The 25764-nt window shown below is 73.3% G+C and carries 27 protein-coding genes and 1 pseudogene; 13 read left to right on the top strand and 15 right to left on the bottom strand.

All coding sequences use genetic code 11. From position 1 onward, the window contains the following. Positions 1–8 precede the first annotated feature (8 nt). From eno to ACFO3Q_RS11210, 4 genes are read right to left on the bottom strand one after another with little or no spacing between them, the layout of a single operon-like run. Positions 9–1295 carry a phosphopyruvate hydratase gene (eno, locus tag ACFO3Q_RS11225; protein WP_377004780.1) on the bottom strand — a complete coding sequence of 429 codons (1287 nt, stop codon included), beginning with the start codon at positions 1293–1295 and terminating at the stop codon, positions 9–11. After that, entirely contained in the window at positions 1292–1684 is a 393-nt protein-coding gene (locus ACFO3Q_RS11220; RefSeq protein ID WP_377004779.1) for a hypothetical protein, read from the bottom strand. The genes eno and ACFO3Q_RS11220 overlap by 4 nt, the downstream gene beginning before the upstream one ends. Continuing rightward, complete coding sequence (gene kdsA / locus ACFO3Q_RS11215) at positions 1677–2510, bottom strand: 3-deoxy-8-phosphooctulonate synthase (RefSeq protein WP_377004778.1); 834 nt, start codon at positions 2508–2510, stop codon at positions 1677–1679. The genes ACFO3Q_RS11220 and kdsA overlap by 8 nt, the downstream gene beginning before the upstream one ends. 2 nt (positions 2511–2512) lie before the next feature. Then, entirely contained in the window at positions 2513–4189 is a 1677-nt protein-coding gene (locus ACFO3Q_RS11210; protein WP_377004777.1) for a CTP synthase, read from the bottom strand. Positions 4190–4333: 144 nt separating this feature from the next. Here ACFO3Q_RS11210 and parE point away from each other — a divergent pair, with 144 nt between their 5' ends. Together parE and ACFO3Q_RS11200 are read left to right on the top strand one after the other, a co-directional pair. Next, positions 4334–6223, top strand: a complete 1890-nt coding sequence (gene parE, locus ACFO3Q_RS11205) for a DNA topoisomerase IV subunit B (protein WP_377004776.1) — start codon at positions 4334–4336, stop codon at positions 6221–6223. Between the two features lie 2 nt (positions 6224–6225). Further along, a complete protein-coding gene (locus tag ACFO3Q_RS11200; RefSeq protein WP_377004775.1) occupies positions 6226–6681 on the top strand; it encodes an NUDIX hydrolase in 456 nt (151 codons plus the stop codon). On the opposite strand, the gene hutG is transcribed toward ACFO3Q_RS11200, so the two are convergent. From hutG to ACFO3Q_RS11175, 5 genes are all read right to left on the bottom strand, one after another. Beyond that, a complete protein-coding gene (hutG, locus tag ACFO3Q_RS11195; RefSeq protein ID WP_377004774.1) occupies positions 6678–7484 on the bottom strand; it encodes an N-formylglutamate deformylase in 807 nt (268 codons plus the stop codon). The two genes, ACFO3Q_RS11200 and hutG, sit on opposite strands and share 4 nt — an antisense overlap. Positions 7485–7638: 154 nt before the next feature. Further along, positions 7639–8988 (bottom strand): glutathione-disulfide reductase, encoded by a 1350-nt coding sequence (gorA, locus tag ACFO3Q_RS11190; protein WP_377004773.1) that lies wholly within the window; start codon positions 8986–8988, stop codon positions 7639–7641. Beyond that, complete coding sequence (locus tag ACFO3Q_RS11185; RefSeq protein ID WP_377004772.1) at positions 8985–10238, bottom strand: NAD(P)/FAD-dependent oxidoreductase; 1254 nt, start codon at positions 10236–10238, stop codon at positions 8985–8987. The genes gorA and ACFO3Q_RS11185 overlap by 4 nt, the downstream gene beginning before the upstream one ends. A gap of 18 nt (positions 10239–10256) precedes the next feature. Next, positions 10257–11474, bottom strand: a complete 1218-nt coding sequence (locus ACFO3Q_RS11180) for a DUF418 domain-containing protein (protein ID WP_377004771.1) — start codon at positions 11472–11474, stop codon at positions 10257–10259. 229 nt (positions 11475–11703) lie between these two features. Beyond that, the gene (locus tag ACFO3Q_RS11175; RefSeq protein WP_377004770.1) at positions 11704–12180 is read right to left on the bottom strand and encodes an FKBP-type peptidyl-prolyl cis-trans isomerase; all 477 of its coding nucleotides are present in this window, start codon (positions 12178–12180) and stop codon (positions 11704–11706) included. A 49-nt stretch (positions 12181–12229) separates the two neighbouring features. Between ACFO3Q_RS11175 and ACFO3Q_RS11170 the strand changes: the two genes are divergently transcribed. Next, the gene (locus tag ACFO3Q_RS11170) at positions 12230–12805 is read left to right on the top strand and encodes a C40 family peptidase (protein ID WP_377004769.1); all 576 of its coding nucleotides are present in this window, start codon (positions 12230–12232) and stop codon (positions 12803–12805) included. A gap of 108 nt (positions 12806–12913) precedes the next feature. Here the strand turns inward: ACFO3Q_RS11170 and ACFO3Q_RS11165 are convergent, their stop codons facing one another. The 3 genes and pseudogenes from ACFO3Q_RS11165 to ACFO3Q_RS11155 all read right to left on the bottom strand — a co-directional run bounded on the left by ACFO3Q_RS11165 (position 12914) and on the right by ACFO3Q_RS11155 (position 14115). After that, entirely contained in the window at positions 12914–13543 is a 630-nt protein-coding gene (locus ACFO3Q_RS11165) for a DUF1294 domain-containing protein (protein WP_377004768.1), read from the bottom strand. A gap of 92 nt (positions 13544–13635) precedes the next feature. Then, positions 13636–13722 (bottom strand): annotated as a pseudogene (locus ACFO3Q_RS11160) (nucleotidyltransferase domain-containing protein); the annotation flags it as partial. 99 nt (positions 13723–13821) lie between these two features. Continuing rightward, positions 13822–14115 (bottom strand): hypothetical protein, encoded by a 294-nt coding sequence (locus tag ACFO3Q_RS11155; RefSeq protein ID WP_377004767.1) that lies wholly within the window; start codon positions 14113–14115, stop codon positions 13822–13824. Between the two features lie 354 nt (positions 14116–14469). On the opposite strand from ACFO3Q_RS11155, the gene ACFO3Q_RS11150 reads away from it, so the two are divergent. The 8 genes from ACFO3Q_RS11150 to ACFO3Q_RS11115 are packed head-to-tail and all read left to right on the top strand — an operon-like array spanning position 14470 to position 21394. Continuing rightward, a complete protein-coding gene (locus ACFO3Q_RS11150) occupies positions 14470–14961 on the top strand; it encodes a Na+/H+ antiporter subunit E (protein WP_377004766.1) in 492 nt (163 codons plus the stop codon). Beyond that, positions 14958–15236, top strand: coding sequence for an MrpF/PhaF family protein (locus ACFO3Q_RS11145; RefSeq protein WP_377004765.1), 279 nt, complete (start codon positions 14958–14960; stop codon positions 15234–15236). The genes ACFO3Q_RS11150 and ACFO3Q_RS11145 overlap by 4 nt, the downstream gene beginning before the upstream one ends. After that, entirely contained in the window at positions 15233–15517 is a 285-nt protein-coding gene (gene mnhG / locus ACFO3Q_RS11140) for a monovalent cation/H(+) antiporter subunit G (protein WP_377004764.1), read from the top strand. The genes ACFO3Q_RS11145 and mnhG overlap by 4 nt, the downstream gene beginning before the upstream one ends. Beyond that, positions 15514–16449, top strand: coding sequence for a hydrogenase subunit MbhD domain-containing protein (locus tag ACFO3Q_RS11135; RefSeq protein WP_377004763.1), 936 nt, complete (start codon positions 15514–15516; stop codon positions 16447–16449). The genes mnhG and ACFO3Q_RS11135 overlap by 4 nt, the downstream gene beginning before the upstream one ends. Further along, positions 16446–16754 carry an NADH-quinone oxidoreductase subunit K gene (locus ACFO3Q_RS11130; protein WP_377004762.1) on the top strand — a complete coding sequence of 103 codons (309 nt, stop codon included), beginning with the start codon at positions 16446–16448 and terminating at the stop codon, positions 16752–16754. The genes ACFO3Q_RS11135 and ACFO3Q_RS11130 overlap by 4 nt, the downstream gene beginning before the upstream one ends. Next, entirely contained in the window at positions 16744–18249 is a 1506-nt protein-coding gene (locus tag ACFO3Q_RS11125; protein WP_377004761.1) for a complex I subunit 5 family protein, read from the top strand. The genes ACFO3Q_RS11130 and ACFO3Q_RS11125 overlap by 11 nt, the downstream gene beginning before the upstream one ends. After that, positions 18246–19745, top strand: coding sequence for a complex I subunit 5 family protein (locus ACFO3Q_RS11120; RefSeq protein WP_377004760.1), 1500 nt, complete (start codon positions 18246–18248; stop codon positions 19743–19745). Before ACFO3Q_RS11125 ends, ACFO3Q_RS11120 begins: the two co-directional genes overlap by 4 nt. Beyond that, entirely contained in the window at positions 19742–21394 is a 1653-nt protein-coding gene (locus tag ACFO3Q_RS11115) for a complex I subunit 5 family protein (RefSeq protein WP_377004759.1), read from the top strand. The genes ACFO3Q_RS11120 and ACFO3Q_RS11115 overlap by 4 nt, the downstream gene beginning before the upstream one ends. A 3-nt stretch (positions 21395–21397) precedes the next feature. Here ACFO3Q_RS11115 and ACFO3Q_RS11110 read toward each other — a convergent pair whose 3' ends face one another. From ACFO3Q_RS11110 to ACFO3Q_RS11100, 3 genes are all read right to left on the bottom strand, one after another. Beyond that, positions 21398–21778 (bottom strand): YbaN family protein, encoded by a 381-nt coding sequence (locus ACFO3Q_RS11110; RefSeq protein WP_377004758.1) that lies wholly within the window; start codon positions 21776–21778, stop codon positions 21398–21400. 189 nt (positions 21779–21967) lie between these two features. Then, positions 21968–22468 carry an acyl-CoA thioesterase gene (locus ACFO3Q_RS11105; RefSeq protein WP_377004757.1) on the bottom strand — a complete coding sequence of 167 codons (501 nt, stop codon included), beginning with the start codon at positions 22466–22468 and terminating at the stop codon, positions 21968–21970. 118 nt (positions 22469–22586) lie between these two features. Next, positions 22587–23120, bottom strand: coding sequence for a DUF1232 domain-containing protein (locus tag ACFO3Q_RS11100; protein WP_377004756.1), 534 nt, complete (start codon positions 23118–23120; stop codon positions 22587–22589). Positions 23121–23617: 497 nt separating this feature from the next. On the opposite strand from ACFO3Q_RS11100, the gene ACFO3Q_RS11095 reads away from it, so the two are divergent. Together ACFO3Q_RS11095 and ACFO3Q_RS11090 are read left to right on the top strand one after the other, a co-directional pair. Then, positions 23618–24964 (top strand): DEAD/DEAH box helicase, encoded by a 1347-nt coding sequence (locus ACFO3Q_RS11095; RefSeq protein WP_377004754.1) that lies wholly within the window; start codon positions 23618–23620, stop codon positions 24962–24964. Positions 24965–25274: 310 nt separating this feature from the next. Further along, entirely contained in the window at positions 25275–25736 is a 462-nt protein-coding gene (locus tag ACFO3Q_RS11090; RefSeq protein WP_377004753.1) for a hypothetical protein, read from the top strand. Positions 25737–25764 lie beyond the last annotated feature (28 nt).

Here is a 25764-nt window from a genome sequence, read left to right as displayed (position 1 = left end):
GAGCGCGCCTAGCGTGCCAGATTCGGGAACGCGTCGCGCCCGGCGTAGCGCGCGGCGGCGCCCAGCGCGGATTCGATCCGCAGCAGCTGGTTGTACTTCGCCACGCGGTCGGAACGGCACAGGGAGCCGGTCTTGATCTGGGTGGCCGTGGTCGCCACGGCGATGTCGGCGATGGTGGTGTCCTCGGTCTCGCCCGAGCGGTGCGAGACGATCGCCGCGTACCTGGCGCGGTCGGCCATGGCGATGGCCTCGAGCGTCTCGGTCAGGGTGCCGATCTGGTTGACCTTGATCAGGATGGCGTTGGCCACGCCGCGCTCGATGCCCTGCGCGAAGATCCGCGGGTTGGTCACGAACAGGTCGTCGCCGACCAGCTGCACCTTCTGGCCGACGCGGTCGGTGAGCGCCTTCCAGCCGTCCCAGTCGTCCTCGGACATGCCGTCCTCGATGGTGACGATGGGGTACTCCGCGCACCAGTCGGCGAGGAAGTCCACGAACTGCTCGGAGGTCAGGCGCTTGCCCTCGCCGGTGAGGTGGTACTTGCCGTTGTCGTGGAACTCGGTGCTGGCGACGTCGAGGCCGAGCAGCACGTCCTCGCCCGCCTTGTAGCCGGCCTTGCCGATGGCTTCCATGATGGTGTCCAGCGCCTCCACGTTGGAGCGCAGGTCCGGGGCGAAGCCGCCCTCGTCGCCCACCGCGGTGGAGAGGCCGCGCCCCTTCAGCACGCTCTTGAGCGCGTGGAAGATCTCGGTGCCGGCACGCAGCGCCTCGGAAAAGCGGTCGAAGCCGACCGGCAGCACCATGAATTCCTGCAGGTCGACGTTGTTGTCGGCATGGGCGCCGCCGTTGATGATGTTCATCATCGGCACCGGCAGCACCGGTGCGCGGTCGCCCGCGAGGTACTGCCACAGCGGCTGCCTGCGCGAAGCGGCCACGGCATGCGCCGCCGCCAGCGAGACGCCGAGCAGCGCGTTGGCGCCCAGGCGGCCCTTGTTCTCGGTCCCGTCGAGGTCGATCAGCCTGCGGTCGAGGCCGGCCTGGTCGGCAGCGTCGAAGCCCTTCAGCGCCGCGGCGATCGCGTCGTTGACGTTGCCCACCGCCTTGGTCACGCCCTTGCCCAGGTAGCGCGTCTTGTCGCCGTCGCGCAGTTCCACCGCCTCCTTGCTGCCGGTCGAAGCGCCCGAGGGCACCGCCGCGCGCCCGACGGCGCCGTCGGCGAGGGTGACTTCGGCTTCGAGCGTGGGATTGCCGCGGGAATCGAGGATCTCGCGGGCGAGAACGGCGGTGATGGTGGTCATGAAGGAACGATCCTGTGAGGGAACGGAAGGGAGATCGGGAATCGGAAGAGCAGCCACGCCGTCCCGGCGAGGGCCGCCAGCGCGACCGCCGCCGGCACGCGCTGGCGGCCGCGATGGAGCGCAAGGATAGCGAGGACGAGGATCGCCAGCGCGTCGAGGGCGAGCACGACGAGGCCGCCCTTGACGACCGGCCCGATCACGGCGGACGCGTGCCCGCCGTCGCCGGGCACCGCGATGGTCGCCACCACCGCAGCGGCGAGCGCAGCCGCCACCACGAGGGCGAGGCACGCCAGCACCAGGGCGGCGCGGCCGGGGTTGCGCCGCAGCAGGCCGGCCGCGCGCGCGGCGGGACCGGCGGCGGCTGGGTCCGAGCCGTCGGGCTCAGGCATCGGACTCGAGGAAGCCGTTCTTCTTGGTGACGGCGTCGAGCGCCATCAGGTTCTCGAGCAGGGCCTGCATCCTCGACAGCGGCCAGGCGTTGGGCCCGTCGGACAGGGCCTTGTCCGGGTCAGGATGGGTCTCGGCGAACAGGCCGGCGATGCCGACCGCCACCGCCGCCCGCGACAGCACCGGCACGAACTCGCGCTGCCCGCCGGACTTGCCGCCGGCGCCGCCCGGCAACTGCACCGAGTGGGTGGCGTCGAACACCACCGGGCAGCCGGTATCGCGCATCACCGACAGGCTGCGCATGTCGGACACCAGGTTGTTGTAGCCGAAGCTGGCGCCGCGCTCGCAGGCCATGATCTGCGTGTTGCCGGTCGCCTTCGCCTTGTCGGTGACGTGCTTCATCTCCCAGGGCGAGAGGAACTGGCCCTTCTTGATGTTCACCGGACGGCCTGCCGAGGCGACCTTCTGGATGAAGTCGGTCTGGCGGCAGAGGAAGGCTGGGGTCTGCAGCACGTCGACCACCGCCGCGACCTCGTCCATCGGCGTGTACTCGTGCACGTCGGTGATGACCGGCACGCCGATCTGGCGCTTCACCTCCGCCAGCACCTTCAGCCCCTCCTCGAGCCCCGGGCCGCGGAACGAGGTGCCCGAGGTGCGGTTGGCCTTGTCGAAGGACGACTTGAAGATGAAGTTCATGCCGACCGCGGCGGTGATCTCCTTGAGCCGCCCGGCGACGTCGAGCTGCAGCTGCATCGACTCGATGACGCAGGGGCCGGCGATCAGGAACAGCGGCTGGTCGAGACCGACCTCGAATCCACAGAGTTGCATCGTCAGTGCTCCTGCGCGGCGACGGGCGCCTGCGCGTCGGGGGCCAGCGCGCCGCCGGCCTTGTGTTCGCGCGCCGCGCGCACGAAGCCCACGAACAGCGGATGGCCGTCGCGCGGGGTCGAGGTGAACTCGGGATGGAACTGGCAGGCCACGAACCACGGGTGGTCGGCGATCTCGACGATCTCCACCAGCGAGGCGTCCGCGGACCGGCCGGCGATGGTGAGGCCGGCGTTCTCCAGCCGTTCCAGGTAGTGGTTGTTGAACTCGTAGCGGTGGCGGTGGCGCTCGCTGACGATCTCGGTGCCGTAGAGCGCGTACGAGCGCGTGCCCGGGGCGAGCCGGCAGTCCTGGGCGCCCAGGCGCATGGTGCCGCCGAGGTCGGAGTCCTCGCTGCGGCGCTCGATCTCGCCCGAGGCGGTGCGCCATTCGGTGATCAGGCCGATCACCGGGTGCGGGCTCTGGCGGTCGTTCTCGGTGCTGTTGGCACCCGCGAGGCCGGCCTCGTGGCGGGCCACGTCGACCACCGCGGCCTGCATGCCGTAGCAGATGCCGAAGTAGGGAATCCTCTTCTCGCGGGCGAACTTCGACGTCAGCACCTTGCCCTCGAAGCCGCGGTCGCCGAACCCGCCCGGCACCAGGATGCCGTCCACGCCCTCGAGCACGCCGGTGCCGTCGCGCTGCACCTGCTCGGATTCGATCCACTTCAGGCGCACGCGGGTGCGCTGGCGCAGGCCGCCGTGGCGCAGCGCCTCGCCGATGGACTTGTAGGCGTCCGCGTGGTCGACGTACTTGCCGACCACGGCGATGGTGACCTCGTCGGCCGGGTGCTCGACGGCGTCCACCACCTCGTTCCACTCCGACAGGTCGGCGGGCCTGGGCGCGACGATGCGCAGGCGGTCGAGGACGATGTCGTCCAGGCCCTGCTGGTGCAGCCACAGCGGGATCTTGTAGATGGTGTCGAGGTCGATGGCGGTGATGACCGCCTTCTCCGGCACGTTGGTGAACAGCGCGATCTTGCGCCGCTCGCTTGCCGGCAGCGGCTGCTCGCTGCGGCAGACCAGGATGTCGGCCTGGATGCCGATGGAGCGCAGCTCCTTGACCGAGTGCTGGGTCGGCTTGGTCTTGAGCTCGCCGGCGGCCTTGATGTACGGCACCAGGGTCAGGTGCATGAACAGGCAGGCGTCGGGGCCGCGCTCGGTGCGCATCTGGCGGATCGCCTCGAGGAAGGGCAGCGACTCGATGTCGCCGACCGTGCCGCCGATCTCGACCAGGCCGATGTCGGCGCCGGCCGTGGCCTCGTCGATGGCGTTCTTGATCTCGTCGGTGATGTGCGGGATGACCTGCACGGTCGCGCCGAGGTAGTCGCCGCGGCGCTCCTTGCGGATCACGTTCTCGTAGATCCGGCCGGTCGTGATCGAGTGCTTGCGGGTCAGCCGCGTGCGGACGAAGCGCTCGTAGTGGCCGAGGTCGAGGTCGGTCTCGGCACCGTCGTCGGTGACGTAGACCTCGCCGTGCTGGAAGGGGCTCATGGTGCCCGGATCCACGTTGATGTAGGGATCCAGCTTCATGAGGGTGACCTTGAGCCCGCGCGACTCGAGGATGGCCGCAAGGGAGGCCGAGGCGATGCCCTTCCCGAGGGAGGACACGACACCGCCGGTGACGAAAATCAGGGGAGTCATGGAGAGAGCGCTACCGGAAAGCGGCATTCTACCGGCTCCCCTCGCGGCGGGCGAGCGGCGCGGCCCGGTCCCCACCGGCACGCTTGCCGAGCGCGGGCGGAGCCCCCATCCTGCGCGCCCCGATCCACCGGTTTCCCGATCCGCATGACCAGCCGTTACGACGCCGCCGACATCGAAGTCCTCTCGGGTCTCGACCCGGTCAAGCGGCGGCCCGGCATGTACACCGACACCGCGCGCCCCAACCACCTGGCCCAGGAGGTCATCGACAACTCCGTGGACGAGGCGCTGGCCGGCCACGCGAAGACGGTGGAGGTCACCCTGTTCGCCGACGGCTCCTGCGAGGTCGCCGACGACGGCCGCGGCATGCCGGTGGACATCCACCCCGAGGAGAAGATCCCGGGCGTGGAGCTGATCCTCACCCGCCTCCACGCGGGCGGAAAGTTCTCCAACCGCAACTACACCTTCTCCGGCGGCCTGCACGGCGTGGGCGTCTCCGTGGTCAACGCGCTGTCGAACAGGGTCGAGCTGTTCATCAAGCGCGGCGGCCAGGAGCACCGCATGGAGTTCCGCGACGGCGACGCGGCCTCGCCGCTCGAGGTCGTGGGTACGGTCGGCAGGAAGAACACGGGCACCCGCCTGCGCTTCTGGCCCGACCCGAAGTACTTCGACACCCCGAAGTTCGCCCTGCGCCCGCTGCGGCACCTGCTGCGCGCCAAGGCGGTGCTGTGCCCCGGCCTGACCGTGCGCCTGTACGACGAGGCCACCGGCGAGCGCGCGGAGTGGTTCTACGAGAACGGCCTGCGCGACTACCTCAAGGGCGAGCTGGCCGACCGCGAGCTGCTGCCGCCGGAACTCTTCCTCGGCCACCTGACCCGCGAGACCGAGGTGGTGGACTGGGCCATGGCCTGGGTGCCGGACGGCGAGCTGGTCCAGGAGAGCTACGTCAACCTGATCCCGACCGCGCAGCACGGCACCCACGTCAACGGCCTGCGCTCGGGCGTCACCGACGCCCTGCGCGAGTTCTGCGACTTCCGCAACATGCTGCCGCGCGGCGTCAAGTTGGCGCCCGAGGACGTCTGGGACCGCGTCGCCTTCGTGCTCTCGCTCAAGATGACCGACCCGCAGTTCAGCGGGCAGACCAAGGAGCGCCTGTCGTCGCGGCAGGCCGCCGGCGTGGTCGAGGGCGCCGCGCACGACGCCTTCTCGCTGTGGCTGAACCAGAACGTGGAGATGGGCACGCGCATCGCACAGCTGGCCATCGAGCGCGCGCAGGTGCGGCTCAAGACCGAGAAGCAGATCGTCCGCAAGAAGATCACCCAGGGGCCGGCCCTGCCCGGCAAGCTCGCCGACTGCATCAGCCAGGACCTCTCGCGCACCGAGCTGTTCCTGGTCGAGGGCGACTCCGCGGGCGGCAGCGCGCGGCAGGCGCGCGACAAGGACTTCCAGGCCATCCTTCCGCTGCGCGGCAAGATCCTCAACACCTGGGAGGTGGAGTCCGGCAGCGTGCTCGCCTCGCAGGAGGTCCACGACCTCGCCGTCGCCATCGGCTGCGACCCGGGCAAGGACGACATCTCGGGCCTGCGCTACGGCAAGATCATCGTGCTCGCCGACGCCGATTCCGACGGGCTGCACATCGCCACCCTGCTCTCGGCCCTGTTCCTCAAGCACTTCCCCGCCCTGGTCGCCGCCGGCCACGTCTTCGTCGCCATGCCGCCGCTGTTCCGCATCGACGTGGGCAAGCAAGTGTTCTACGCGCTCGACGAGGAGGAAAAGCGGGTCATCCTCGAGAAGATCGAGCGCGAGAAGATCAAGGGCGCGGTGTCGGTCACCCGCTTCAAGGGCCTGGGCGAGATGAACCCGCCGCAGCTGCGCGAGTCGGCCATCCACCCGGACACGAGGCGCCTGGTGCAGCTCACCGTCGACGACGACGACGGCACCCGCGGCCTCATGGACATGCTGCTGTCGAAGAAGCGCGCATCGGACCGCAAGAACTGGCTGGAAGCCAAGGGCGACATGGCCACGCTCGAGGTCTGAGCATGCGGCCCGACATCCCCCTCGACGGCGAGCGCGCCGCCGACTGCATCGACATCGTGATCGCCGTGATCCGCGATGCGGACGGGCGCGTGCTGCTGGTGCGCAAGCTCGGCAGCGACGCCTTCATCCAGCCCGGCGGCAAGCGCGAGCCGGGGGAGCGTTCGCTGGACACGCTGGCGCGCGAACTGGCCGAGGAACTGGGCCTGCGGCTGCGCGCGGACACGGCGCGTCCGCTCGGCGTGTTCGAGGACCTCGCGGTCAACGAACCAGGCCGCCGCGTGCGCGGCGAAGCCTTCCTGGTCGAGGCCGAGGGGGCGCCGGCGCCGGCGGGCGAGATCGCGGAGCTGGCGTGGATCGACCCGCGCGCGCCCGGCGGGCTGCCGATCGCCCGCCTGAGCGCGCACCACATCCTGCCGGCGGTGCTGGCCGACGACCTGCGTCGCGAGGCGCGCCGCTAGGCGGTTCCGCTGCGCTCGACCTGCGCGTGCCGGAGGCAGGCGTCCAGCAGGGCGCGGAGCAGGGGCTGCAGGCGGGCGGCGCGCTCCGGCAGGTACCCGAAGCTGTCCTCGTCCATGTAGCAGCGCTGCGCCAGCTCGAGCTGCACCGCCTCCACGCCCTCGGCCGGACGGCCGTAGTGACGGGTGATGTGCCCGCCCTTGAAGCGCCCGTTCGCGACCCAGGTGTAGCCGTCCTGGGCGCGCAGGACCGCTTCCAGCCGCGCCTGCAGATCGGCGGAGCAGCTCACGCCGGCCGCGGTGCCGAGGTTGAGGTCCGGCAGGCGTCCCTCGAACAGGAAGGGCAGCTCGCCGCGGATGGAATGTCCCTCCCACAGCACCACCCGCCCGTGCAGGTCGCGCAGGCGCGCGATCTCCTCCGCGAGCGCGCGGTGGTAGGGGCGCCAGTAGCGCTCGACCCGCGCACGCACCGCCTCCGGCGACGGCGCGCGCCCCGGCCGGTAGACCGGGTCGCCGGAGAACCGCACGACCGGGCACAGGCCCGTCGTGTTCTGCCCCGGATACAGCGAGACGTCGTCCTCCGAACGGTTGAGGTCGATCACGTAGCGCGAGTGCGTCGGCACCAGGACCGACGCGCCCAGCTCGCGCGCGAACGCATAGAGCGTGGAGACGTGCCAGTCGGTGTCCGGCACCCGGCGCGCCTCGTCGGTGAGATCGGCGGCGATGTCCTCCGGCACGAGGGTGCCGTCGTGCGGAAGGCTGACGAGCAGCGGCGCGCTGCCGCGGTGAAGGGTGTAGATGTCCATCCGGACATCGTACGGAGGTGAGGAGCGGCTGGGGAGGAGTGACGGCCTAGGAGTGAGTGGAGAGGAGTGAGAAACGAGGGCCGGCGACCGCACCCCTCCTTTTCTCGCTCCTCATCTTTCACTCCTCGCCACTCCTCATGTTCCGCTCCTCAGGCTAGGCCAGCGTCACGACCTCCTCGCCCACCGTCGGGTGCACCGCCACGGTGCGGTCGAAATCGCGCTTGGTCGCGCCCATCGCCATGGCGACGGCGAAGCCCTGGACCACATCGTCGGCGCTCTCGCCGACGATGTGCAGGCCCACCACGCGCTCCTCGTCGCCGGCGCAGATCAGCTTGATGCGGCTTGCGCAGGCGCGGCCAGCGAGGCCGGTGCGCAGGGCGCGGTACTCGGAGCGGTAGATGCGCAGGGCGTCGCCATGGCGCTCGCGCGCCTCGCGCTCGGAGAGGCCGACACTGGCGAACGGCGGGTGGCCGAAGACCACGCTGGGGATCAGGTCGAGCTCGATCGGCTTCGGCTCGCCCTGCCCGAACAGCCGGTCGGCCAGGCGGCGGCCGCAGGCGACCGCGACCGGCGTCAGCGGGCGCAGCGTGGTGCAGTCGCCGACGGCGTAGACGCCGGGCGCGCTGGTGCCGAACTCGTGGTCGACCACGATGCGCCCGCGCGCGTCGGTGCGCACGCCGGCCTCCTCCAGGCCGATGTCCTGCGTGCGCGGACGACGCCCGACCGCCCACACCACGTGGTCGAAGCCGCGGCTGCCGCCCGCACCGCCCTCGCAGTGCACGGCGATGCCGTCGTCCTCGCGCGACAGGCGGTCCACGCTGGCGCCGCAGCGCACGTCCACGCCCTCGTCGGCCATGCGGCGGCCGAGGAAGTCCGCGCTCTCGGTGTCGAACTGCGCCAGCAACTGGCGCTCGCGCGCGTAGATGGTCACGTCGACGCCCAGCGCACAGAGCATGCCGGCCAGTTCCACCGAGATGTAGCCGCCGCCGATGAAGGCAACCCGCCTCGGCGCCCGGGTCCAGGCGAAGAAGCCGTCGGAATCCTCGCCGAGGTCGGCGCCGGCCACCTCCGGGCGGACCGGGGCGGAGCCGGTCGCCACGAGGATGCTCGGCGCGCTCAGCGTGCGCGCGCCCGCCTGCACGCGGCCCGCGCCGAGCAGGCGCCCGCGCTCGGCGACGATCCCGATGCCGAGCGTCTCGAAGCGCTCCCGGTAGCGGCCCTCGATGCCGCGGATGTACTCGCTGCGGCGCGCCACGAAGCGCGGCCAGTCCAGCCCCGCCGGCGTCAGCGGGAAGCCGTACTCGCGTGCGAGCCCCTGCGCGTAGGCGAGCTGCGCCGCCAGCCACGTCGCCTTCTTGGGCACGCAGCCGACGTGGATGCAGGTGCCGCCGACCGGTCCGGGCTCGACCACCACGACCTTCGCCCCGTGCGCCGCCGCGCGCTGCGCGGTGGCCATGCCGCCGGAACCGGCGCCGAGGACGATGAGATCGTGGGTCTGGGTCATGCGAAGCGTCCGGGATCGTAGGGTCTGGGATCGACCGGCGGCGCGCGCCCGGCGACGAGGTCCGCCACCATCTGGCCGGTGATCGCCGACATGCTCATGCCGAGCATGCCGTGCCCGGTCGCGAGCCACAGGTTCGCGTAGCGTGGCGCACGCCCGATGAGCGGGAGGTCGTCGTAGACCATCGGCCGCCAGCCGTACCACTCCTCGCGCAGGACCGGGCCCACCGGCTCGTGCAGGAAGGCGTGCGCGCCGCGCACCAGCGCGTCGAGGCGGGTGCGGTTGAGGCTGGCGTCGTAGCCGGAGAACTCCATGGTGCTGCCGAGCCGGAAACCGTCGCGCCACGCGGTCACGCAGACCTGCGGCTCCTTCAGCACCAGCGGGCGCGAGGGCGTCAGCACCGGGCGGTCGTAGGTGATGGAGTAGCCCTTGCCCGGCTGCACCGGGATGGTCAGGCCGAGCCCGCGTGCCACCTGCGGGCTCCAGGCGCCCAGCGCGAGCAGCACCTCGCCGCCACGGCGCGGGCCGCGCTCGGTGTGGACGCCGACGATGCGCCCGCCGTCCTGTTCCAGGCCCAGCACGCGGCAGTCCTCCTCGACGACGCCGCCGCGCTCGCGCACGCGCCGCGCCAGCTCGGCGACGTAGCAGTCGGGACGCAGGCTGGCGTCGCCCGGGAACGCGATCGCGCCGGCCACGCCCGGGCGCAGCGCGGGCTCGCCGGCCTCGGCCTCGGCGCCGGACAGCAGGCGCACGTCCACCCCGAACTCGCGCAGCGCCTCGGCGTCGCGCGCCTCGCGCTCGAAGGCCGCGGCATCGCGGCACACGTACCAGAGGCCGTCGTGCGAGAAGTGGCAGTCCAGCCCTTCCTCCGCCACGAGGCTCTCCATCATTCCGCGCGAGGCCAGCAGCAGGCGCGCCTTGGCCCCGGCGCTGGCGCGCCAGTCGCGGCGGTTGCAGCGCAGGGCGAAGCGCAGCAGCCAGTCGGCGAGGTCGAGGTCCACGCGCGGGCGGATGTAGAGCGGCGCGTCGGGACGCCCCACCCACTTCAACGCCTTGAGCAGGGTGCCCGGCCCGGCGAGCGGCGCGGCGTGGCTCGGGGTGATGGTCCCGCAGTTGCCGTGCGAGCTGCCGCAGCCGGCGCGTCCCTGGTCGAGCACGCGCACCCCGCGGCCGGCGCGCAGCAGGTGGAGGGCACAGGAAAGACCGATGGCGCCGCCACCGAGGATGAGGATGTCGTCGGAGGGCTGGCTCATGCGCGCAGAGTGTACGCGTCAGCCTGCGGCCCCCGCGCGCCAGCGCGGCCATGCCTGGCGGGCGAACGCACGCCACAGCCATTCCACCGGACCGTAGGCGAAGCGCGCCAGCCACCAGCGGCTGAGCGCCAGTTGCGCCGCGAACACGACGAGCACCAGCGCGCACTGTCCCGTGCGCCCCATCTGCCCCCACTGGCCGAGACCGTAGCCGTAGAACACCAGCGAGGCGACCAGCGACTGCATCAGATAGTTGGTGAGCGCCATCCGCCCCGCCGGCGCCAATGCGCTCCGCAGCCCGCGCGCCAGCGGCGCGGAGAGGCCCAGCGCCAGCAGCGCGAGGTAGGCCAGCGCCACCGGCAGGTTGCCGAGCAGCATGATCGACAGCGCGAGGTACTGGCCGCCGATGTCGCCGGCCTCCAGCGCCATCGCGCGCGCGGTCGCCGCCCATACCAGCGGCACGCCGACCATGAGCCCGAGCACGGCGATCCAGCCGAGCGTGCGCCTGTGCGCTGCGGGATCGGCGACCACGCCGGAGCGGAAGAACCACACGCCGACCAGGAACACGCCCAGCGTGGAGGCGCTGTTGCCCAGCCCGGCGAGCGTGACCGCGACGAAGTCCTGCCAGCGCGCCGCCGTCACCGCGGCGTAGCCGCCGGTGGCGTAGACCTCGCCGCGCACCACGCCTGCGGCGCGATCGGCGGCGAGCCCGTCGAGCGTGTCCGCCATCTGCTCGGGCATGCCGACCATCATCAGCGAACCAAGCAGGCCCAGCAGCGCCATCGCCATGTAGACCGCGATGCCGAGCCCGGCCAGCACGCGCGCGTCGATGCCGCGGAACAGCAGCAGCCCGAGCCCCGCCACGGCGTAGGCCAGCAGGATGTCGCCCGGCCACAGCAGCAGTGCGTGGGCGACGCCCAGCGCGGCGAGCATGCCGAGCCGGCGCAGCATCGTCGGCACGAAGCCGCGCGCGGGCGCGGCGGCCTCCATCGCCGCGAAGCTCATGCCGAACAGCAGCGAGAACAGCACCCAGAACTTGCCCTGCACGACCGCGAAGATGCCCCAGCCGAGCAGCGCGTCGAGGCCCGCGGCATCCGCGGGCGGGCCCATGCCCAGCTCCTGCATCGGGCGCGAGAACCACTCGACGTTCATCAGGAAGATGCCGAGCAGGGCCACGCCGCGCAGCGCGTCGAGCAGTTCGATGCGCCCGCGCGGCGCACCGTCGGCGGCGGCCGTCACGGGCGGATCTCAGGGTACGCGCGGCACCGGCGTGCGGTGCCGCGCGACGGAACGGAAGGCATGGACATGCGAGCTCCCCGGCTCGACGGCGAGGCGCCTAGCTCAGCACGGCGCGGGCGGCAGCGGCCAGTGCATCCAGCCTCGGGAAGCGAGTGAAGGGAAACGAGAAACGAGGGGAAGGCACTGCTGCCCCGGACTCGTTTCCCGCTCCTCATGTCTCACTCCCCGCTCAATGCTGGTGACCGCCTTCGCCGTGGGCGTGGCCGTGGTCGATCTCTTCCGGCGTGGCGGCGCGGACCTCGACGATCTCGACGTCGAAGTGCAGGTCCTTGCCGGCCATCGGGTGGTTGAGGTCGACGTCGACCACCGACAGGCCGACCTTCTGCACGGTGACGGCGCGCGGGCCCTGGTTGGTCTGCACCACCACCTGCGCGCCGGGGACGAGCTTCTGCTTGCCGAACAGCTTCTTCGCCACGCGCTGGGTCATGCCCTCGCGACGCGGGCCGTAGGCCTCGTCGCTGGCCACGTCGACGGAGACGGTCTCGCCCGCCTCGGCACCGATCAGCGCCTTCTCAAGGCCCGGGATGATCGCACCGTGCCCGACCAGGATGGTCAGCGGCTCGCGGCCGTGCGAGGTCTCCACCTCGTTTCCGCCCTCGCTGACGCGGTAGTGGAAACGCACGACGCTGTCTTTCTCGATCTTCATTCGTCTATCCCGGGACGTGGCCGCGACACCGCGGACTGCGGCATCATCGGTGGCCGTGAACAAGACCGCGCATTATCCCGGCGCCCGTGCGCGCACGCCAGCAGCGCGCGCAGCCGCCCGCATCCTCGTCGTGTCCGTCGCGCTGGCGGTGGCCGCCTGCGGCGGCCGCGACACCCGGCCCACCGGCGCGCCCAAGCCCATGCGCGACTGGCACAGCGAGGGCTACGACCGCCCCACGCCGGTCTCGCCGCGCGCCAACGACGTGCTGATGCGCGCGCTCGGCCTGGTCGGCACGCCCTACCGCTACGGCGGCAACACCCCGGAAGGCGGCTTCGACTGCAGCGGCCTGGTGGTCTACGTCTACCGCGACGCCGTCGGCGTCGCGCTGCCGCGCACCTCGCAGGCCATGCACGAACTGGACGCGCCGCGCATCCGCGTGGCCGACATCGCGGCGGGCGACCTCGTGTTCTTCGGCAGCGGGCGCCAGGCCAGCCACGTCGGCATCTACGTCGGCGAGGGCCGTTTCGTGCACGCGCCCAACAGCGGCGGCACGGTGCGCATGGACCGCCTCGACGGCCACTGGTGGCGCGAGAACTTCCTCGGCGCGCGCCGCGTCCTGCACTGAAACGACGGGCCTGCCGCAACGCCGGGTGCGCGGCGGACGCACGAGCGCGCGCCGCCCGGAACGCCGGCAGCGACGACCACGCGGCGGCGCGCGCTCCGAGCCGCGTGTCTACGGCCAGCCGGCGGCCCCGATCGACGCGCGCCCACTCCACACGAGCCAGCCGACGACGCCGACGTTGGCGACCGCCGTCACCCGGAAGATCGCCTGGAACGACGCCTTCGCCGTCTTGTGCCGGAAGCGGTGCTGCGCCAGGAGCGCACCGGGCCATCCGCCGAGCAGGTCGACGAGATGCAGGGTCTTCTCGGGCGTGCGGCGACGGCCGGCACCGGCGGCGGTCTTGTCCAGCCAGTACATGCAGAACGAGACGAGGCTGAGCAGACCGTAGAGGCCGGCGACCGGCATCGGCAGCACGCCCAGCAGCCCGCCGGCGGCGACGACGGCGAGCGCCGTGCCGCCGAGGGCCGCGCGGGGAACGCGCCGTCGCGGCGCACGGCGCTCCCGGCGCTGGCCGGCGAAGCGGACACGCACGGCAGTGCTGCGGCCCCTGGCGTCCCGGGCGATCTCGTAGGAGATCAGGTCGCCGTCCAGCGGACGTCGGCGGCCGCCGCCCTGGAAGGCCCCGATGTGGACGAAGGCGCGCGCGCCGCCGCCGTTCGGCGTGACGAAGCCGAACCCCTTGTCGTCGTTCCAGTCCGAGATCCGTCCTGCAAACCGCATCGCCACGCCATCGGCCCTCACGGCACGCATTCGAAGGGAGGATAGCGACCGGCAGGCCGGCTCAGGCCACCGCGATCCGGCCCCGCGACCAGGGCCCTGCCTGCGTCGCGCTCCAGCGGGCGGTCCACCACGGCGAGCACGTCGACGTCGCTGTCGGGCCGCAGCCCGCCCGCGACGGCCGATCCGAACAGGTAGACCGCGCGGACGGCGTCGCCGAGCGCATCGCGGAGAAGCCCGCAGGCGCGCAGGGCTTCCGCCGGAATGCCGGCGGGCGCGGCCCGCCGGTCGATGCCCACGGCTCAGCCCATGTGCCGGGCGACCATGCCCGCGAGGGCCAGGACCATGCCCAGGATGAGCAGCATGCGCGCCTTCCTGTCGACCACGAGCCGCCCGTCCGCCGCGCGCGTGTTGGGCCCGCCGCCCCGGTAGGTGCCGTAGGCCATCAGCGCGAAGCCGACGGCGGACACCAGGCTGTGCCACTCCCTGCCGTAGAAGGCGAAGTTCGCGACGTTGACCAGCGCCAGCAGCGTCGCGGCGCCGATGAAGAACCGGGCGCCGGTGGTGAGGCGGGTGCGGTCGGTCGATGCTGTCATGCGATGTGCTTCCTCATGTTCTGCGCGGCGGGCGGTGCCGGAACGGGGATTCTCCCCGCGCGCCGGGTCCGCGCAAGTCGCGGGGACGGCGAGGAACGCTGCGAGCGCGGCGGCACCGCCGGGGCGGCCGGCGCATAATCCCGGCCGGCACGGAGACTGCGGCCGCCCCATGACGTCCGGGCGAGCGCGCCGGCGCCCCGTCCCCTCCACCAAGAACCGCACCATCACGCGACGCCCCCGATACTGCCACGTCGCCCCGACGGACTCCGCCTGCCGCCGATGTCGCCGCCCTCCCCCGCACCCCGCTCCGCCACGTCCGCGCCACCCGGCGTGCGGGGGCGGATCCGTTGGGTCGTGCAGGTGACGCTGGTCTCGTGGGCACTGTGGTTCGTGCTCGCGGGGACGTCGGCGCCACTGGTGGGGCTGGCCTTCGCGGTGGCCGGAGCGCTGGCGGGAAGCTGGCTGGCGCCGGGCGACGACTACCGCTGGCGGCCGCTGCGGCTGGCGGGCTTCGCGCTGTACTTCCTGCGCGAATCGGTGCTGGGCGGGATCGACGTCGCGCGGCGCGCGCTGGCGCCGTCGTGCCCGGTGGAACCGACCCTCCTCGACTACCGCATCGGCCTGCCTGCGGGCGCGCCACGGACGCTGATGGTGGCGATGGTGAGCCTGCTGCCGGGCACGCTCTCGGTGGACATCGGCGACGACGGCCTGCTGCGCGTGCATGCGCTCTCGGCGGATGCCGGCAGGACGCTCGCGCCGCTGGAGCGCCGCGTGGCGCACCTGTTCGGCCTGGAGGCGCGGCCGGGCGCGCCCGTGCCGGCGGCGGCCGCGGGGAGGCGCGCATGAACGCGCTGCTCGCCGCCCTGGCGGTCTTCCTCCTGCTGAATCTCGCCGCGGGGCTGCTGCGGGTGTGGCGCGGGCCGACGCCTGCCGACCGCATGTCGGCGGCGCTGCTGTTCGGCTCGACCACGGTCGCCGTGCTGCTGGTGCTCGCCGAGCTCGCCGCGCTGCCGGCGCTGCGCGACGCCGCGCTGGTGTTCGTGATGCTGGCCGCCATCCTCAGCGTGGCCTTCGTCGGCCTGCCGCGCGGCCGCGGCACCGACGAGGAGGACGTGCCGTGAGCTGGCTCGCGGCTCCGCTGCTGCTGGCCGGCGCCTTCTTCTTCCTCGCCGGCACCGTGGGCCTGCTGCGCTTCCCGGACGCGCACTCGCGCCTGCACGCGCTGACCAAGGCGGACAACCTGGGCCTGGGCTGCCTGTGCGCCGGGCTGGCGCTGCTGGCCGGCTCCTGGCGCACGGCGGCGTTGCTGCTGGTGGTCTGGCTGCTGGCCCTGCTGGCGGCGACGGTCTCGGCGCACCTGATCGCGCGCTCGGCGCTGCCGGGCGGGGAGGACGGCCGATGACGCTGGTGCTCGACGGCCTGCTCGCGCTGGCCCTGGTCGGCCTGGCGCTGCAGGTGGCGCTGGACCGGGTGCTGTTCCGCGGCATCGTGATGTTCGTGGTGTTCGGGCTGGTGATGGCCCTGGTCTGGGCGCGGCTGTCGGCGCCGGACCTCGCCATCGCCGAGGCCGCCATCGGCGCCGGCATGACCGGTGCGCTGCTGATGGTGGGCTACCGCCGCCTGCTGCGCGCCAAGGGCCCGCCCGCGCGGCCGGTGCGGCGCGGCAACCGGCTGGCGGCGCCGATCGCGCTGCTGACGGCCGGGCTGGTCGCGACGCTCGGCACCTTCGCGCTGGAACTCCCGGCAGGCCCCGGCAGCGCCGGCGAGCGCGCGCTGGCGGCCATGGCGGACCTGCCGGTCGAGAACCCGGTCACCGCGGTGCTGCTGGTGTTCCGCGGCTACGACACGCTGATGGAACTGATGGTGCTGCTGGTCGCCCTGCTCGGCATGCGCGCGGTGCAGGGACCCGCGGGCGCGCCCGAGCTGCCGGCGCCCGCGCCGGCCGGCCAGCCGCTGGTCGCCGCCCTGCTCGCGGCGCTGGTGCCCCTGGGCGTGCTGGTGGCCGGCTACCTGCTCTATGCCGGCGGCTACGCGCCCGGCGGCGCGTTCCAGGGCGGCGCGGTGCTGGCGGCGGTCGGCGTGCTGCTCGTGCTCACCGCACGGCTGCGCCCGGCGTCCTCGCTGGGCTGGACCGAGCGCATCGGGCTCGTGCTCGGCATCGCGGTGTTCGCGGGCATCGGGCTGGCCGCACTCGGCCGCGGCGAGGCGATGCTGACCCTGCCGGGCGGCTGGGCCATCTACGCCATCGAGACCGCGATGCTGCTCTCCATCGCGCTCACCCTGGTGCTGCTGTTCGCGGGCGGCAGCGGCCTGCGCGGAGGCCAGCGGCCATGAGCCAGGCGACGCTCTACGTGCTGGCCGCGGCCGCGATCATCGGGGCGGGCGTGCACGGCCTGCTGACGGCCGCGCACCTCATGCGCAAGCTGCTCTGCCTCAACCTGCTCGGCGGCGGCGTCTTCCTGCTGCTCGTCGCGCTCGCGGGCCGCAGCGGCGAGGCGCCTGACCCGGTGCCGCAGGCCCTGGTGCTGACCGGCATCGTGGTCGCGGTCTCGATGACCGCCTTCGCGCTCGGCCTGCTGGACCGCCTCGCCCGCGTGGCCGGCGACACCCGCCTGGACGTGGACGACGATGACGACTGAGGCGGCGCTGGCAGCCCTGGTCTTCGGGCCCCTGTCCGCCGCCGCCGCGCTGGTGCTGCTCGGCGGCGGCCTGCCGCGGCTGCGCGCCGGCATCGTGCTGGCCGCCCTCCTCGCGCCGCTCGCGCTGCTGGTGCCGCCCACCCTGGCCCTGCGCGCGCAGCCGGTGATCGAGCTCGCGCTCGCCGGGCAGGTGCCGCCGCTGGGCATCGGCCTGCGGCTGGACGCGCTGGCCCTGGTGATGCTGTGGCTGGTCGCGGTGGTCGGCGCCGGCGCCGGGCTGCACGCCTTCCGCGCGCAACCGCCACAGGCCGTCGCCGGCACGCGCTTCTGGCCGGTCTGGCTGCTGATGATGGCGGGGCTCAACGCCTTCTTCCTGTCGGCCGACCTGTTCAACCTCTACGTCGCCATCGAGCTGGTGACGCTCGCGGGCGTGGCCCTGGTCTCGTGGAGCGGCAAGGCCGCGGCGCTGCGCGCGGCCATGCGCTATCTGCTGCTGGCGATGCTGGCCTCGCTGGCCTACCTGCTCGCCGTCGCCCTGCTCTACAGCGAACACGGCACGCTCGACCTCTACCTCCTGGCCGGCGTCGCGGGCGAGGGCAGCGGCGCGACGCGCACCGCGCTGGCGCTGGCGGTGGTGTCGCTGCTGCTCAAGGGCGCGATCTTCCCGCTGCACATCTGGCTGCCGCCGGCGCATGCGCGCGCGCCGGGCGCAGTCAGCGCGGTGCTGTCGGCGCTGGTGGTCAAGACCGCGCTCTACCTGCTCTACCGCCTGTGGTTCTGGACGCTCGACGGCGCGCAGCCGGCGGCGGTGGGCGTGCTGCTCGGCGCGCTCGGCGGCACCGCGGCGCTGTACGGCTCGGTCGCGGCGCTGGTGCAGGTCCGGCTCAAGCGCATGGTGGCCTACTCGACCGTCGCCCAGCTGGGCTACCTGATGCTGGTGTTCCCGCTGGCCGCCGCCGCAGGGGCCGGGGCGGTGGCCTGGCACGGCGCCATCTACCAGTTGCTGGCGCACGCGCTGGCGAAGTCGGCCATGTTCCTGGCCGCGGCCAACCTGCTGCAGGGGCTGGGCAGCGACCGCCTGCCGGATCTCGCCGGCGCGGGACGCCGCCTGCCGCTGAGCGTGTTCGCCTTCGCGGTGGCGGGGGTCAGCCTGATGGGGCTGCCGCCCAGCGGCGGCTTTCTCGCCAAGTGGCTCATGCTGGAGGCGGCGTGGATGGGGGCGGGCTGGGGCTGGATGGCGGTGCTGCTGGTCGGCAGCCTGCTGGCGTCGGTCTACGTGTTCCGCGCGCTGAGCGCGATGTTCGCCGCGCCCGCCGACGACGCGCCGCGTCCGCCGGTCGCGCTGCCGCGCACGATGGAGCTCGCCGCGCTCGCGCTCGCGGCCCTGGCCATCGCCGCCGGCTTCGCCTCGGCGCCGGTGTTCGGCCTGCTCGACGCAGGCCCGCCCTTCCCCGTGGTGGATCCCTCGCTGCCGGTGGTCGAGGAGACGCCATGAGCACGTCCTTCCTCTACACCGCCATGCCGCTGTGGGCGGTGCTGGTGTCGATGCTGGCCGGCATCGTCATCTTCGCGCTGGGCGAGCCGCGCAGGACCGCGCGCACCGTGGTGAATCTCGCCGCGGCCGTGGTCAAGCTGGTGCTGATCGCGGTGATGGTGGACGGCGTGCGCAGCGGCGGGACCTTCGGCTTCCGCCTTCCGCTGCTGCCGGGGCTGGACCTGGTGCTGTCGGCGGACGCGCTCAGCCTGCTGTTCATGACGCTGTCGGCCTGGCTGTGGCTGCTCACCACCATCTACGCCATCGGCTATCTGGAGCACGGCCGCGAACGGGCGCGCTTCTTCGGGTTCTTCAGCCTGTGCGTGGCGGCGACCATGGGCATCGCCGCGGCGGGCAACCTGTTCACCTTCTTCGTGTTCTACGAGCTGCTGACGCTGGCGACCTGGCCGCTGGTCGCGCACCGCGGCACCCCGGATTCGCTGCGCGGCGCGCGCACCTATCTCGTCTACACCTTGGGCGGCAGCGCGCTGTTCCTGGTCGGCCTGGTGTGGCTGTACGGCATCGCCGGCAGCGCGGAGTTCGTCGCCGGCGGCAGCGTGGCCGGGCTCGACCCGGAGCGCGACGCCGACCTGCGCTGGATCTTCGCCCTGCTGGTGGCGGGCATGGGCGTCAAGGCCGCGCTGGTGCCGCTGCACGGCTGGCTGCCCAAGGCCATGGTCGCCCCGGCGCCGGTGAGCGCCCTGCTGCACGCCGTGGCGGTGGTGAAGGCCGGCGCCTTCGGCCTGGTGCGCGTGGTCGAGGACGTGTTCGGCATCGAGGTCGCCGCGCGCCTGGGCGGCGCGCAGGCGCTGACGGTGCTCGCGGCGGTCACCATCGTCTACGGCTCGACGCGCGCGCTGTTCCAGTCCGACATCAAGCGCCGGCTGGCGTGGTCGACGGTGAGCCAGGTCTCCTACATCGCCCTGGGCGTCGGGCTCGGCGGCCCGCTGGCGCTCGTCGGCGGGCTGGTGCACCTGGTCCACCAGGGCCTGATGAAGATCACCCTGTTCTTCTGCGCCGGCGTGTTCGCGGAGCGCCTGGGCATCCACAGCGTCGGCGAGCTCGACGGCGTCGGCCGCCGCCTGCCCTGGACCAGCGCCGCCTTCACCGTCGGCGCGCTCGGCATGATCGGGCTGCCGCCGCTGGCCGGCTTCGTCAGCAAGTGGTACCTGGGCCTGGGGGCGCTGGAGGCCGGGCAGCCGTGGGTGGTCGGCGTGCTGGTGGCGAGCACGCTGCTGAACGCGGCCTACTTCCTTCCCGTGCTGCGGCGCATCTGGTTCGCGCCGGCGCCCGAGGCCTGGCCGCATCCGCAGGCGCTGGGGCGCGTGGCCTTCGCGGCGCTCGCGGTGCCGCCGGTCCTGACCGCGGCGACGGTGATCGCGACCGGCGTGCTGGCGGGGCTCGCGCTCAGTCCGCTGGGCTGGGTGGAGCTGATCGTGGCGAGGAGCGGCCGATGAACGCCTTCGCGCTCGCCGCCGGCCTCGCCCTCCTGGCGCCCCTGCTCGTCTGCGCGCTGCTGCCGGCGCTCGGCGAGGCGCGTGCGCGGCAGGTGCTGCGCATCGCCCTGCCGGCCGCCGGCCTGCCCGCGCTGGCGCTGGGCCTCGACCCGTCCGGCACCCTCGACCTGCCCTGGCTGCTGCTCGGCACGCGCCTGGAGACCAGCGACATCGGCCGCGCCCTGCTGCTCCTGGTCGGCATCGCCTGGACGCTGGCGGGTGCCTACGCGGCCGACCGGGTCGAAGCGCGCCTGCGCGGCTTCGCCGCCTGGTGGCTGCTGGCGCTGGCCGGCATCCAGCTCGCCGCACTGGCCGGCGACCTGGCGTCCTTCTACCTCGGCTACGCCGCCATGAGCCTCTCGGCCTACGGCCTGGTCGCCCATCCGCGGACGCCCGCGGCGGTCCGCGCGGCGCGGATCTACCTGGCGATGACCCTGCTCGGAGAGGGCGCGCTGCTGGCCGGCGTGCTCGCGCTCGCGGGCAGCGGCATCCATCTGCTGGCCGACGTGCCGGGCGCCGCGGCGCCGACGGCGGCGGCATGGCTGCTGCTCGCCGGCTTCGGGGTCAAGGTCGGCGTGGCCGGCCTGCACCTGTGGCTGCCGGTCGCGCACCCTGCCGCGCCGGTGCCGGCCAGCGCCGTCCTCAGCGGCGTGATCGTCAAGGCCGGCCTGCTCGGCCTGCTGCGCCTGGTGCCGGGCGCGGCCCTGCCCGAAGGCGCCGTCCCCGTCCTCGTCGGGCTGGGACTGTTCACCGCCTTCTACGCGGTGGCGACGGGCCTGCCGCAGACGCGGCTCAAGACCGTGCTGGCCTACTCCACGGTCAGCCAGATGGGCCTGCTCTTCGCGGCCGCGGCGCTCGCGCTCGCCGGCCCCGAGGCGGACGCGGCGCTGGCCCTGGTCACCCTCCTGGTGCTGCACCACGGGCTCAACAAGGCGGCCCTGTTCCTCGCCGCCGGGCACGTGCCGCTGCGGGGCGCCCTGCGCGGCGTGCTGTTCTGGCTGCCGGCGCTGTCGCTGGCGGGCCTGCCGCTGCTGAGCGGTGCGCTCGCCAAGACCGGCCTCAAGGCCGGCATCGAGGCGGTGGAGATGCCGGCGTGGACGCTGACGCTGCTGTCGCTCAGTTCCGTCGGCACGACCCTGCTGATGTGGCGCGCCTGGACGCTGGCGCGCCAGGGCGGGGAAGCCCCGCCGCGCGTGCATCCCGCCCTGCCGATGCTGGTGCTGGCCGGCGTGGTCGTGCCGTGGCTGTGGGCCGCGCCGCTGGATCTCGCCGCCCTGCCCGCGCCCTACGAGGTCTGGGCGGCGGCCTGGCCGCTGGGGCTCGCCGCGCTCCTCGCCTGGGCGTGGACGCGCGCCTGTCGCCCGCTGGCCGACCGGATCGTCGGGCGCGTTCCCGAGGGCGACGTCCTCCACCCCATCCTGGCCCTGCTCGCTGCGCTCGCGGCGGCGGCGCAGCGCCTGCCCCGACCGCCGGCGTGGCGTCCGCCCGAACGCCTCGGCGCGCGGCTGGAGGCGGCCATCGCCGCCGCGGAGACCCGCCTCGGCACGCTCGCCGCGGCGGGCACGGCCGTGCTGGCGCTGGTGGCGCTGACCTGGCTCGGCTGGCGCTGAGGCTCAGCGCTCGCCGGGCTCCGGTGCGTCCGGTGGCGGCTCCGGGCGATACCAGAGCCAGGTGGCGACGGCGCCCATGACCGCCACCGACAGCCATGCCGCCCAGCGCGGGGCGAAGAGGAAGGCGATCACCGCGCAGACGGCCATCGCGAGCGTCGCCATCCACTTGGCGCGGCGCCCGACGGCGCCGTGGGCCTCCCAGTCGCGGATGGTGGGACCGAAGACGCGGTGGCGCATCAGCCACGCGCGCAGCCGCGGCGACCCGTTGGTGGCCGCCCAGGCCGCGAGCAGGATGAACACCGTGGTCGGCATGCCCGGCAGCACCGCGCCGATCAGCCCCAGCACGAGGAACAGGTAGGCCGCCGCGAGCCACAGCCAGCGCATGGTCAGTGGCACCTGCCGGTCGCGGCGGGGCCGGCTGCGGCGGGCTCCATCGCCAGGAGCGCGGGCAACGGGGGCGCCCGGCGCGGGACCTCGACCGCCCGCGGCCGGGCGTCCGGCGCTCCGCCGGCCCGGGATGCGGGGATGCCGCAGGCGGCCTCGCTGCGCGGACGCGTTCCGCCGCCCACGCGCCTAGCCCTGCCGCTCGCCGAAGCGGGCGACGACGTCCTCGATGCCCTTGCTCAGCGCCATCACCTTCAGCGCGTACTCCGCGAGCTGGCGGTCGGCGTCGTCGCGCGGTTCCCAGGCCGGCACCGGCACGGGCCGGCCCTCCACGCCGTCGAGCGCGACGAACACGATGACGCAGTGGGTGCACAGCCGCTCCGCCGTCTCGCTGCCCTCCAGCCCCGGGTCGCGGGCGCGCACCTCGATGGCGAAGTGCATGCTCGTGGTGCCCGTATGCACGAGGGTGGCGGTGACCGTCACCACGTCGCTGATGCGGATCGGCGCGACGAAGCGGATGCCGCCGACCGCGACGGTCACGCTGTACTTGCCGCTCCAGCCCACCGCGGCGGCGTAGCCGACCTGGTCGATCCACTTCATCACCACGCCGCCGTGCACCTTGCCGCCGTAGTTGACGTCGGTCGGCTCGGCCAGGAAGCGGAAGGTCAGTGCGTGCTGGCGGCCGCTCATGCGCGGGACTCCGGCGGGCGGCGGGCGGTGCGGTTCGGCGTCATGCGCGGACTCCGTCGGGATCTGCGCCGCATGGTGCCCGCGGGGCGGGCGGATGGCGAGCGCGGACCGCCGCGGCTCAGCCCGCGGCCGGCACCGTCTCGCGCGCCAGCCGGCGGCGCATGCGCGCATGCAGCGCCGCCCGCCGCCGCGCCAGCGCGCGCACCCACGTCTGGCGCGTCGCGCGCTCCGCCGGTGCCGGGCCCAGCTGCGCCCGGCAGCGCAGGAAGTCGGCATAGGCCTCGCACACGTGCCGCAGCCGCTTCATGAGCAGTTCGAGCATGATCGCGTCGTCCAGCAGGCCGATGACCTCGACGTGGTCGGGGATCATGTCCTCCGGGTCGCCGAAGTAGGCCAGCACCCGCAGCACCTGCGCGCGCTCCTCCTGCGGCAGCGCCCAGGCCTCGTCCTCGAGCATGGCGATGAGGCGCTCCACGTCGTCGAGGCGGCGCCGGACGAAGCCGGGCGTGCAGGGAGGCACCGCCTCCAGCGCATGGCGCGCGGCGTCCACGATCTCGCAGGCCTCGGCGCAGGCGACGCGGCGTTCGGCCCGCACCAGCGCCTCGTGGAAGCGCGCCAGGTCGACCGGTTCGAGCTCGAAGGTGATGCGCACCGCCTGCCTCCCTGCCTCGTCCGCGGCTGCACCTGCCGCGCCGGAGCACGACCATACGCCAGGCGCGACGGTCGCGGACAGAGGACGTTCGTCACCCTGCCGGGTCGTGCCCTGCCCTTCGGGGCGAGCGCCCCCACCCTCGGCGCCGCACCGCCGAGGGCCGCCATGCCGCCGGAAGCGCGCGGCGCACCCTGAACCCGACGGGGCCACAACCGCCACCGCGCTGGCCGCTCCGCCCGCCATGGCGTAGACTGGTGCGGTTTGCTGCAGCGCACAGCCGTCCCCATCGGCCGCCGCCACCGGCTCGCACCACGCGAACCGCGCCGCGCCCCACCGCACGCCCGCTGCCGCAGACCCGGACCCGTCGGACGTCGACGGCGTCCGCATCCCAAGCTCGCAGCGCGGTCCAGGGAACGCTTCGAGTCGTCATGCCCGCCAGTCCACCGGACCGGGCGGCGCGCCCGGAGTGGCGCGCGACACTACGCCAGGAGCATTCCATGTCGTTCGAGACCCTCGGGCTGTCGCCCGCGTTGCTGCGTGCACTCGCAGAACAGAAGTTCACCACCCCCACCCCGATCCAGGCGCAGGCGATCCCGCACGTACTGGCGGGCCACGACCTGCTCGCCGGCGCCCAGACCGGCACCGGCAAGACCGCCGCCTTCGGCCTCCCCATGCTCGACATGCTGGCCCACGGCGAGGTGCGGGCGGCCGGCCCGAAGCGCCCGCGCGCGCTGGTGCTGGCGCCGACGCGCGAGCTGGCCCTGCAGGTGCACGACAACCTGCGCGCCTACGGCCGCCACCTGCGGCTGTCCACCACCGCCATCTTCGGCGGCGCCGGCATGACCCCGCAGCTCGACGCCCTCCGCCGCGGCGTGGATGTGCTCGTCGCCACCCCCGGCCGGCTGATCGACCACATCGACCGCCGCAGCGTGGACCTGTCGCACATCCAGATCCTGGTGCTCGACGAGGCCGACCGCATGCTGGACATGGGCTTCCTGCCCGCCATCCGCCGCATTCTCGGCCGCCTGCCCTCGAACCGGCAGACCCTGCTGTTCTCCGCGACCTTCGACGCGCCGATCAAGGCGCTGGCCAAGGACTTCATGCGGCCGGAGCCGCGCGAGGTCCAGATCGCGGCGAACAACGCCGTCGCCGACACCGTCACCCATCGCGTGCACCCGGTGGACGGCGCCCGCAAGCGCGACCTGCTGCTGCACCTGCTCGGCGCCAACCAGGACCAGACCCTGGTGTTCGCGCGCACCAAGCACGGCAGCGACAAGCTCGCGCGCTTCCTCGGCGCCTCCGGCATCACCGTCGACGCGATCCACGGCAACAAGACCCAGGGCGCGCGCACGCGTGCGCTGAAGGAGTTCAAGTCGGGCAAGACCCGCGTGCTGGTGGCGACCGACATCGCCGCGCGCGGCCTCGACATCCACTCGCTGCCGCGCGTCATCAACTACGACCTGCCGATGGTCGCGGAAGACTACGTGCACCGCATCGGCCGCACCGGCCGCAACGGCGCGAAGGGCGAGGCGCTCAGCCTAGTCGCGAGCGACGAGGCCAAGCTGCTGCGCGCCATCCAGCGCCTGATCCGCACCGACATCGAACTGGTGAACGTCAGCGGCTACGAGCCGCAGGTGCCGCTGCGCCTGGAGTCGGGCGAGTCCTCCGGCGGCCGCCGACGTCCCTCGGGCGCGCCCGGCGGCCAACAGCCGCCGCGCAAGCACGCGCGTCGCCCGCACCCGCAGGCGCCCCGCCACGCCCACGCCGGTCCCCGCCCGAAGCAGCCCAGCGGCGGCCGCAACGGCCAGCGCGGCGACGGCGGACGAGGCAACTCCGCACGCTGACCGCGCGCGACGGCGACAGGCGGCACGACGACGGGCGGAGCGATCCGCCCGTCGTCGTTTGTGGTGGGGGACGGGAGCAGGGAATCGGGAATCGGGAATCGGGAATCGAAGGGTGTCCTGATGATCTCCGAAGATCACGCTGCGCCCGGAGCACCGCCATCCAAACGCCGAGGTGGCCTGCCGTTCCCCATTCCCCATTCCCCATTCCCCATTCCCCATTCCCCATTCCCGATTTCCGCCCTCACCCGTTTCGCACCTCATTGACGCCCCGCCGCCCAGCATCCGGACGAGCCAAGACCGGAGCAGCGCAATGCCTTACCACTGGGATTTCTTCAAGGACGGCGACACGGCCTTCGGCCTGTTCTACCCGAAGAACTACATCGTCGCCGCGTTCGAGAACGAAGGCCGGGCGGAAGAAGCGGTGAAGGCGTTCCGCGAAGCCGGGTTCGCCGAGGACGACGTCGCCGCCGCCAGCGGCAGCTTCGTCACGCGCAAGCTCGAGGCCGAGCCCGAGGGCACCTTCGACAAGGTGAAGGCCGCGATCTCGGCGGCCATCGGCACCGAGCACAGCTACATCGAGAACGACATCGAGCACGCCAAGCGCGGCGGCGCCTTCGTCTTCGTGTACGCGCCGGACGACGAGGCCGCGGACCGCGCCAAGCCGGTCCTCAAGCGCATGCACGCGATGGAGGCCCGCCATTACCGGCAGATGGCGATCGAACGCCTCATCCATCCCTCCGGGGTTCTACCCCGAAATCACGGACGGTTGTAAAAGGGCTGAGAACTTCTGGTCTTGCCTG

The organism is Coralloluteibacterium thermophilum (assembly GCF_042654365.1).
GTDB classification, from domain to species: domain Bacteria; phylum Pseudomonadota; class Gammaproteobacteria; order Xanthomonadales; family Xanthomonadaceae; genus Coralloluteibacterium; species Coralloluteibacterium thermophilum.
The sequence above is the reverse complement of the archived record's forward strand: the minus strand, read 5'-3'. Positions and strand labels throughout refer to the sequence as shown.